General features: G+C 59.4%; 8 protein-coding genes and 2 pseudogenes. 4 read left to right on the top strand and 6 right to left on the bottom strand.

Annotation, left to right across the window (positions count from 1 at the left end; translation table 11 throughout):
* Window positions 1-358: 358 nt before the first annotated feature.
* Window positions 359-952 (bottom strand): hypothetical protein, encoded by a 594-nt coding sequence (locus X741_RS0136210; RefSeq protein WP_031250708.1) that lies wholly within the window; start codon window positions 950-952, stop codon window positions 359-361.
* Window positions 942-1,238, bottom strand: a complete 297-nt coding sequence (locus tag X741_RS137615; protein ID WP_023780770.1) for a hypothetical protein — start codon at window positions 1,236-1,238, stop codon at window positions 942-944. Before X741_RS137615 ends, X741_RS0136210 begins: the two co-directional genes overlap by 11 nt.
* A 201-nt stretch (window positions 1,239-1,439) precedes the next feature.
* Here X741_RS137615 and X741_RS137620 point away from each other — a divergent pair, with 201 nt between their 5' ends.
* Complete coding sequence (locus X741_RS137620) at window positions 1,440-2,567, top strand: site-specific integrase (RefSeq protein WP_051410542.1); 1,128 nt, start codon at window positions 1,440-1,442, stop codon at window positions 2,565-2,567.
* A 38-nt stretch (window positions 2,568-2,605) separates the two neighbouring features.
* Here the strand turns inward: X741_RS137620 and X741_RS0136205 are convergent, their stop codons facing one another.
* Together X741_RS0136205 and X741_RS137625 are read right to left on the bottom strand one after the other, a co-directional pair.
* Window positions 2,606-3,124: an RES family NAD+ phosphorylase gene (locus X741_RS0136205; RefSeq protein ID WP_031250707.1), complete on the bottom strand. Its 519-nt coding sequence runs from the start codon at window positions 3,122-3,124 to the stop codon at window positions 2,606-2,608.
* Window positions 3,121-3,456 carry an MbcA/ParS/Xre antitoxin family protein gene (locus tag X741_RS137625; protein ID WP_179296568.1) on the bottom strand — a complete coding sequence of 112 codons (336 nt, stop codon included), beginning with the start codon at window positions 3,454-3,456 and terminating at the stop codon, window positions 3,121-3,123. Before X741_RS137625 ends, X741_RS0136205 begins: the two co-directional genes overlap by 4 nt.
* A gap of 175 nt (window positions 3,457-3,631) precedes the next feature.
* On the opposite strand from X741_RS137625, the pseudogene X741_RS1000000169320 reads away from it, so the two are divergent.
* Window positions 3,632-4,305, top strand: a pseudogene (locus X741_RS1000000169320) (tyrosine-type recombinase/integrase); the annotation flags it as partial.
* A 38-nt stretch (window positions 4,306-4,343) separates the two neighbouring features.
* On the opposite strand, the gene X741_RS1000000169315 reads toward X741_RS1000000169320, so the two are convergent.
* Both X741_RS1000000169315 and X741_RS137630 read right to left on the bottom strand, forming a co-directional pair.
* Window positions 4,344-5,036 carry a nucleotidyl transferase AbiEii/AbiGii toxin family protein gene (locus X741_RS1000000169315; protein WP_084018952.1) on the bottom strand — a complete coding sequence of 231 codons (693 nt, stop codon included), beginning with the start codon at window positions 5,034-5,036 and terminating at the stop codon, window positions 4,344-4,346.
* The gene (locus X741_RS137630; protein ID WP_023780764.1) at window positions 5,036-5,299 is read right to left on the bottom strand and encodes a hypothetical protein; all 264 of its coding nucleotides are present in this window, start codon (window positions 5,297-5,299) and stop codon (window positions 5,036-5,038) included. The genes X741_RS1000000169315 and X741_RS137630 overlap by 1 nt, the downstream gene beginning before the upstream one ends.
* 794 nt (window positions 5,300-6,093) lie before the next feature.
* Between X741_RS137630 and repA the strand changes: the two genes are divergently transcribed.
* Both repA and repB read left to right on the top strand, forming a co-directional pair.
* The gene (gene repA, locus X741_RS137635; RefSeq protein ID WP_023780763.1) at window positions 6,094-7,287 is read left to right on the top strand and encodes a plasmid partitioning protein RepA; all 1,194 of its coding nucleotides are present in this window, start codon (window positions 6,094-6,096) and stop codon (window positions 7,285-7,287) included.
* Window positions 7,287-8,307, top strand: a pseudogene (gene repB, locus X741_RS01000000167300) (plasmid partitioning protein RepB). The gene repA and the pseudogene repB overlap by 1 nt, the downstream one beginning before the upstream one ends.
* Window positions 8,308-8,432: the final 125 nt, after the last annotated feature.

Genomic DNA, 8,432 nt, shown 5'->3' with positions numbered 1-8,432 from the left:
GGCCTGGAAGGCGGCGTCGATCTCGCAAGCGTTACGGCCGGGCGCGAGCGCCCAGACCGGCACGGTCGGCGGCGCGGCGGGGCTGGCAATCGCGGGATCAAGGCGAATCATGGTTTTGGAGGGTAAAGCGTCCGTGCGCTTTGCGCCATGATTTTCGCGCCAAAACGCACAGCCTGTCGATGGATAGAAACGACCGATAATCTTGCATTATCGTTCGTTCTGGTCTCTAGGGGACAAATGGCCGTTTTCGTCGAGCAGAAGCCCAAAATTCACGCCCAGCGACCCTCCGGACCATCCCACAGCGCGACGGTCTTTGCTGGAACGGCAACGATAGCGCTGGTGCATCCCACTGACGCTTTTAAGCCTGCGGGCGCAAACCTGGCGCTGTCCGGTAGAAGATCACCCGCACCGACGGAACAAGCTGGCTGAGGTAATCGAAATCGCCAACATTGCCGGTCAGGACCGTCGCCCCGAGCATACCGGCCTGGTGAAAGATCAGCGCATCGTTGAGGAAACGGCGTTCATGCCCCTTCCCTTTTGGCAGATGGCTCAGCCGGAACAACAGGCCAGCCAGCATGCCGGCGTGTCCCCAAGCGGTGGCGTCGGGTGCATGCAGCCGGTGCGCCGGAATATCCTCGATTGTATCCGCAACGGCTCCCAGGACCGACTTCGTCGTCGGGTGCGCCGGGTCGAGCCGGCCGAACACGTGGCTGAGCTCGGCAAGGCAGACGGCCGAGTGGTGACAGAGCCGATACGTCAGAAGGTTATCGACCGCTTCGGGCGTACGTCCCTGCAGGACATCCAGATAGACGCTGGTGTCGAGGAGCAATACGCCGCCGACAGGCGGCTGGTCACCTGCCCAGGACAGGGCGGAATCTGGTCGCCGTTCCAGCCCAGCGCTCCGCCGCTGTGGTTTTAGGGACCGCAGTGCGCCGCCTAGATCAAATGCCAAGATCGATGTCCGCGGAGATGCTGCCCTTGCGGCCGACGAGCCGGGCGCCGAAATCATCCTCGAGGGCGAGCCGCGACAAGGCGAGCTCAAGCAGTTCGGTGTCGGAGGTCACGTGGGCGCGCTTCTTTGCCGCCTTGATCAATTCCGACGGCACTCTGCCGGAAAGGCGGGTGTTCTTGGCCGCGCCAAGCAGGCCGACCGCCCTCGCCTGCTCAAGCACCAAACGGTTGCGGGTGTGGGCGATCCGCTCCTCGCTTGCGGCTGTCGCTGCGCCACGTGTGGTCATCTTGAGATCTCCGTCTGTTGAACGAAATATAAGGGATGTTGAACACGAAGACAAGGAGAGAGACCACCCCCGGTGGCGTTAACCGGACCGGGCGCAACCCAGCGATTCCGTCACACAGCTCGCGGTGGACAATTTCGCGCTTTGGCCGCACCCTCGCTCGCAAGAATCGCATTGCTGCGACATTAGAATGGACGAGGCTGGATGGGCAAAGCCCGTAATTTGATGGTGTCCACCGACGCGATTGACGCCGATGACCTGCCGGACATTGTCGACGTCGTCATGGAGATGGTGCGGCCGGATGAAGGCCCCTCCCCTCCCCCGCCGGTCCTTGACCCGCGACAGACATCGTTGCCTACGCATCTCGAAAAGCTCGCCGACCGTGCGCGCGATTATGTCGAGGCAGCAAGTTCGGCGAACACCCGTCGCGCCTACGCAGCCGACTGGAAGCATTTTTGCGGCTGGTGCCGGCGCCAGTCTTTTGATCCATCGCGGCCGGACCCGCGGACCGTCGGCCTCTATATCACCGCGCAGGCTTCGGGCACTGGAAGGGACAAAAAGGCGGTGGCGACGATCGAGCGCCGCCTGTCATCCCTGACCTGGAACTACACGCAGCGCGGCCAATCGCTTGACCGGAAGGACCGTCATATCGCCACCGTGCTCGCCGGCATCCGCAACACGCACGCCGCCCCGCCCCTTCAGAAGGAGGCCGTACTGCGCGACGATCTTGTTGCCATGCTGGAGACACTCGACCGCGGCACGCTGCGTGGCCTGCGTGACCGCGCCATGCTGCTTTTGGGCTTCGCAGGCGGCTTGCGCCGCTCCGAAATCGTCGGCCTCGATCTTGCCCGCGATCAAACCGAAGATGGCCGCGGCTGGGTCGAGGTGCTCGACAAAGGTGTTCTTGTGACACTGCGCGGCAAGACTGGCTGGCGCGAGGTCGAGATCGGCCGCGGTTCGTCCGACGCCACCTGCCCGGTTGTCGCGCTCGAGAACTGGCTGAGGTTTGCCCGCATCGCGCATGGCCCCTTGTTCCGCCGTGTTACTGGTCAGGGTAAAACGGTCGGCGTCGATCGGCTCAACGATCAGGAGGTGGCCCGGTTGGTCAAGCGCACGGCCTTGGCCGCCGGCGTGCGCGGCGATCTCTCCGAGGGCGAGCGGGGACAGAAGTTTTCCGGACATTCACTGCGCGCGGGCCTCGCCTCCTCGGCTGAGGTTGATGAGCGTTATGTGCAGAAGCAGCTTGGCCATGCCTCGGCTGAAATGACTCGCCGATATCAGCGCAGACGCGATCGTTTCCGTGTCAATCTCACCAAAGCATCAGGCCTGTAGGGCGAAAGACTCCCCTGCCCTTCGGAGGCGAGCGTGCGTTATCGCCAGGATAGCTGGTCCTTCGGCAACCGGCCGCTCGGGTCGAATACAGTTACCTTGTGCGGCAGATCCGGACCCCAGTCCCAAAGGACCAGGTTGCGATCCTCCATCTCGGCGCTCGGCGCGAAACTTGGGACTACAATGCCGGCAATATTTCGAGGTCGCAAGCGGTCGTAGATGGACCAGGGCGTCGGGCGCTCTCCGTCGCTGAGCGCCGTCCCCCAGGCGCAGGCCATCTCCTCGAGCGCGATAGAAAATTCTTCCCTGCCCTCGTCCGTTGTCAAATCCACGATGTCATCGCAGTCGATCTCATAGGAACACAGCACGCACGGATCGATCCGGTGCGCGAACCCCTGGTTGGCTTCCTTGACCGCTGTCATGATGGTCAGCGCCAAATAGAGCGCCGGCACGCCTTTGGGATTAAATCGCGCACCTCTGATCGCCGCCCCTTCGCCGGATGTTGGCTTGAATGCCCAACGTGGATCGTGTGCGCGGTAACAGGTTCCAACGAACCTCAAGCGAAACCACCAACGGCCATGTGATCGAGATAATCACGGACCGCAGCTGCCTTACCGTCCTTCACCAGCGCTTCAGCGGTGCGTCCGCCAAATGCTGGAAGCGGCTGAGCTCGATACCAAGCCATCGCCTGCTCCTTGCCGCCCGCCCAATCCGTAACGCGACTGATGATCTCAAGCATTTCCCGCAGACGCCCCTGTGTCTTAACCGTAGCGCTGCGCTCCGATCGATAAAGGGTCTCGCGAGCAAGACCAGCGGTCTGGGCCAACTGGCCCTTGGACATGCCAAACCCGTCCGCGACCTGCTCGATCGCAATCTTCCCGTTCCGGTCCATATAGGACAAGATGAGAGGTCCGTTCTGCTCGGGGATCTTCAGTGCATGAGCCACAGAATTCATCCTACCATATTGAGAGTCATGTTTCTTGTGCAAAATATATGGCAGTTCTGGGCAGCTTTCAAGCTCGGCACCGAACCAATTCGAGACGCTCCCTAGCACGCACGCGGATTGAGCCGACCGTGCGCGCGACGATGTCGAGGCAGCAAGTTCGGCAGACACCCGACGCGCCTATGCCGCTGACTGGAAGGAGTTTTGCGCCTGCTGCCGGCGTCACGTCGTTTGATCCGCAGCCGCCAGACCCACAAATCGTCGGCCCCTACATCACGGCCCAGCCCTCGGGATCTCGGTCTGGTGTTGCGCGTGATCAACCGACGTCGGTCGCGGCTGGATTGAATTTTTTCCAAATATGGGCGTGCTGGTTACGTTTCGGGGCAAGACCGGCTGGCGCGAAGTCGAAATTGGTCGCGGCTCGTCCGACGCCACCTGCCCGGTTGTCGCGCTTCAGGCCTGGCTCAAGTTTGCCCGCATTGCCAATGGCCCCTTGTTGCGCCGTGTTACTGGTCAGGGTGAAACAGTCGGCGCCGAACGGCTCAACGATCAGGAGGTCGTACGGCTGGTCAAGCGCACGGCCTTGGCCGCCGGTGTGCGCGGCGATCTCACCGAAGGCGAGCGGGAACAGAAGTTTTCCGGGCACCCGCTGCGGGCCGGCCTCGCCTCCTCAGCCGAGGTCGACGAGCGCTATGTGTGCAGAAACAGCTTGGCCACGCCTCGGCGGAGATGACTCGCAAGTATCAGCGGCGCAGAGACCGTTTTCGCGTCAATCTCACCAAGGCGTCTGGGCTCTGAAGCCCCTCCCCTCCCCGTTGATCGCGAGGGAGAGGCGGTTAGGTCCTTTGAGGTGATGACAACACCTCGTCGAGCACAGCGAGCGCTGCATCCAGACTGTCGGCGGCCGACGCTTCGTAGTCAGGCATGATCATCAGTTGCGCGATGGCGCGGCCGACGAATTCCGGGTTGAGCTTTTTCATCCGCTCGCGGGTACGGGCGACTTGTTCCGGGAGCGCGCGCAGGGCGTTGACGACCTCGCCCAATTGCGACCGGGCTGCGGCGGCGATGTCGAAGATGTCGCGCGGGTTGGCTTCCGATCCCCGGTAATAGATCTTCTTGGCGATTATTTCGGGAATGGTTTCAAGATGCACGGTCCTGCCTTCCACCACACGGTTCTCGAATGGCGCCGTCGTTAGCGCTCCCGCTACAATGAAGTCGATTTCGCCGATGCCTTCGAAGGCGAACTTCTGAAACCTAAGCCCGTCCCCCAGATAGTCGGATGGCATCGTTTCAAAGTGCAGGGGGCTTCTAGATGGGTCGATAAACCCGAGCAATTGAGGGTCGTCGAGGAAAATATCGATGTCGTGGCTTTCGCGATGGCCGATCTGGATCATCATCGCCGTTCCTCCGCCAAATGACCATTCAAAGTCGTAGCCCCCAGCATTCTCGCGAAGCTGATCAATCAGGTCGATAGTGATGCGAAAGAGCCGCCGCCATTCGGACGGGCGTCGCCTATCATGTCCAGCCATTACGCAGCGAGCGGATAGCTCTCGCCGGACCAGGCAGAGAACTTGGCGGCAAAAGCCTTGAGGTCGTCGACCGCGATGTGATGCGCGGTTGCGAACTCGACTTGCTGGGCGAGAGGGACCTCGCCGAGAAAAGCGCTGACATGACCGGGATGCTGTTTGGCCAGATCGATATCGGCAAGGCAATGCGCCAACGCCGCGTCGTCCAGTTGATCACTGTAGGGCGCGTTCACCGTCGTCAGGACTGAACTTAGATGCTTGCTCATAATGCGTGCAAGATAGTCGTTTCAGGTTTATCGCACAAGTTGCCGCCCTCTTCCGCACCCATCGGCAGTCGGCGACGTCAGCGATCTCACCACAGATAAATACCTTGTCGACAATAATTGCTTCGCAGCCGAAGTCGGCCGGACTCCCCAGCGATGAAAGAACGCTGGGTCCGGTCGACGAGCGTGCATTCGTGGCCCCCGCATCAAAGAACCTTGCATGACTACGCGACCCGTCCGCCCCCGACAGCGCTATTGCCGCAAGGCTGCACGGCTACTTCATTGAAACGGCAGTTGATTGAGATCTCGCACGGGCGAAATCTATCGAGCCTCGACTTGCGAAACGCTCCTGGGCGGCCGGCACCGCGTCGTGCCTCGTGTCACGGACGTGAGTTGTCCGCGGACAACCGCGTTGTCGAATTGCGCGTCCAGTGGCTAGCAGTGTCTGACGAGTCGGATACCGGTGACGCTCTCGTTTTGGCCTGCGCTAGATAGGTTAGTCCTACGCACGATCCAATCCGGAAAGCGGTGTCCTGGCTCGCATAGCCGCCTATACGCTGACTAGCCCCTGCTATCACTTGACTGCCGTCGACATATTGCACGGAGCCGGCCCGGTCGCCGGATCTCCCCAGAGGGATGTTTGAAGCCCCTCTCAGGCGTTGTCCGCGGACAACCGCAGTCTCGGGCCTCAAATCGCGCTTATAGTTAAGCGTTTGTAAAATGTTTACGAATCGGACCATACTGTAGTTGCGCAGTTTGATTGAAATCCGCGTCAAATGCGCAGTTCGAGGAGAGCAATGCTACAGGCACTCACACATCCTAGCGGCCAGGAACACCTGCCGTCGATGTTGTCCGCGGATTCTCTCGAATTGTCGCGGCAGCTTCAGCTACATCAACAAAAGATTTTTCCCCCAGCTTCCCAAAAAACGATCCGGCATTTCACACCCGCAGAAGCCGCATACTATATCGGTATCGGCGAGGGCTACTTAAGACAGGTGGCCTCGGGTGGACATGGGCCGGAACCTTTGGCCAATGGTCGCCGGGTCTATTCTCCTGCCGACATGGAAAACATCCGTCGGTCACTCGACGAAAAAAACGGAATGCCGAAGTACGTTCCGACCCGTCGGCCCGGAGAGAAACTGCAGGTCGTGGCCGTTATGAATTTCAAGGGAGGTTCGGCGAAGACGACGACATCCGCACACTTGGCCCAGTACCTTGCTTTGCGCGGTCACCGGGTTCTGGCAATCGACCTCGATCCCCAGGCTTCACTGTCAGCGCTCTTTGGACATCAACCCGAACTCGATGTGGGCGAAGGCGAAACGCTTTACGGGGCGATCCGCTATGAAGAGCCACGATCTATCTCTGACATTGTGCGAGCCACTTACACCCAGAACCTACATATCGTGCCCGGAAATCTAGAACTCATGGAGTTTGAACATGAGACACCGAGAGCGATCACATCGGGGTCGGCAGAATCCATGTTCTTCGCCCGCATTGGAGAAGTGTTGACCGACATCGAGAGCCTCTACGATGTCGTAATTATCGATTGCCCGCCGCAACTCGGCTTTTTGACCATGTCGGCGTTGTGTGCGGCGACGTCGGTATTGATAACCGTGCATCCGCAAATGCTGGACGTGATGTCGATGAGTCAATTCCTTGCGATGACCAGTGAAATGATGGCAGTCGTCGAAAGGGCAGGGGGGCGTACCAGCTACGATTGGATGCGCTATCTCGTTACTCGTTACGAGCCGAACGATGGTCCCCAAAGTCAGATGACAGGCTTCATGCGGGCTATCTTTGGCAATCGAATGCTCCACAATCACATGCTGAAGTCTACGGCAATCTCGGATGCCGGGGTCACCAAGCAGACACTGTACGAGGTCGAGCGACAACAGTTCACCCGCGGCACATATGACAGGGCGATGGAATCCCTAAATGCGGTCAATTCCGAAATCGAAGGCCTGCTAAGGACGACTTGGGGGAGAAAGTAATGGCCCGCAAGAATCTCATTGAAGTTTCATCGGCAGAGGAAGTGCCAACTCCTATGGCGGATATCAGGCCGATCGCCGGGTTTGTAGCGCCGGCGGTCCGCAGTGCTCCCATCGGAGGCATCACCAGAACCCTTGGTAACATCACGCAGAAGTTTGAACGAGCGCAAGACCTCGAAAAGCAACTGGCAGAAGGCAAGATAATTGTCGAACTGGATCCAGCGCTGGTCGACGGATCATTCGTTAGTGATCGTCTTGGCATCGATCCCATCGAACTTGCCGATCTAGTCGCCCAGATCAAAGAACATGGGCAGCAAGTGCCAATCCTTGTTCGGCCTCATCCAGAGCTAAATGGCCGATATCAAGTTGCATACGGACACCGCAGACTCGCGGCGGTGAAAGAGTTGGGCACCAAAGTTCGCGCTGTTATCCGTGAGTTGTCCGATGATCAATTGGTTGTCAGTCAGGGGCAGGAAAACAATGCACGGACCAACCTGTCATATATCGAAAGAGCGTTGTNGAGCGTTGTTCGCCGCCCGCTTGGAGGATCGGTCCTTCTCCCGCGAGGTCATCATGGCGGCGCTAAACATTGACAAGGCTGCCCTATCCAAAATGTTATCGGTTGTTCGCGCGATTCCGATCGAACTGATAGAGGCGATCGGAGCTGCACCGGAGGTAGGACGCCGGCGCTGGATGGAATTCGCAGAAAAGTTGCCAAAGGCGAAAGTTGAACTGCAGGCGGTTTTGGCATCGTTGTCCGCGGACAACTCGAGTGATCAACGCTTCCAACAAGCTGCCGGTGCCCTCCTCTCGCTTCCTAAGATTGCCCGGCAAGAGCCAAGGACCAATCTCTGGGGCGCCAGGGACAAATCAGTTAGCGTCAGCGTCAAAGCCACCGCGAAGAAGGCGATCGTGACCTACGAGGCAAAGGATGGTCCTACCTTCGCGGCATACATTACGGGACGACTGGATGACCTCTACGAGGCTTTTCGGAAGTCGCAAAAACCATCAACAGGAGACTGAAACCGCAAAAGAAAAAGGCCCCCAAGCGACTTTCGTCGTGGAAGCCCTTCTCCGTAGTAGCTGACTGAGAATCGCATCTCCACGAATCACTGTCAAGAGTCATTGGCGTCGTTTTGGCGAGCAGA

Source organism: Mesorhizobium sp. LNHC221B00, from assembly GCF_000502935.1.
In the GTDB taxonomy this organism is placed as follows: domain Bacteria; phylum Pseudomonadota; class Alphaproteobacteria; order Rhizobiales; family Rhizobiaceae; genus Mesorhizobium; species Mesorhizobium opportunistum.
The sequence above is the reverse complement of the archived record's forward strand: the minus strand, read 5'-3'. Positions and strand labels throughout refer to the sequence as shown.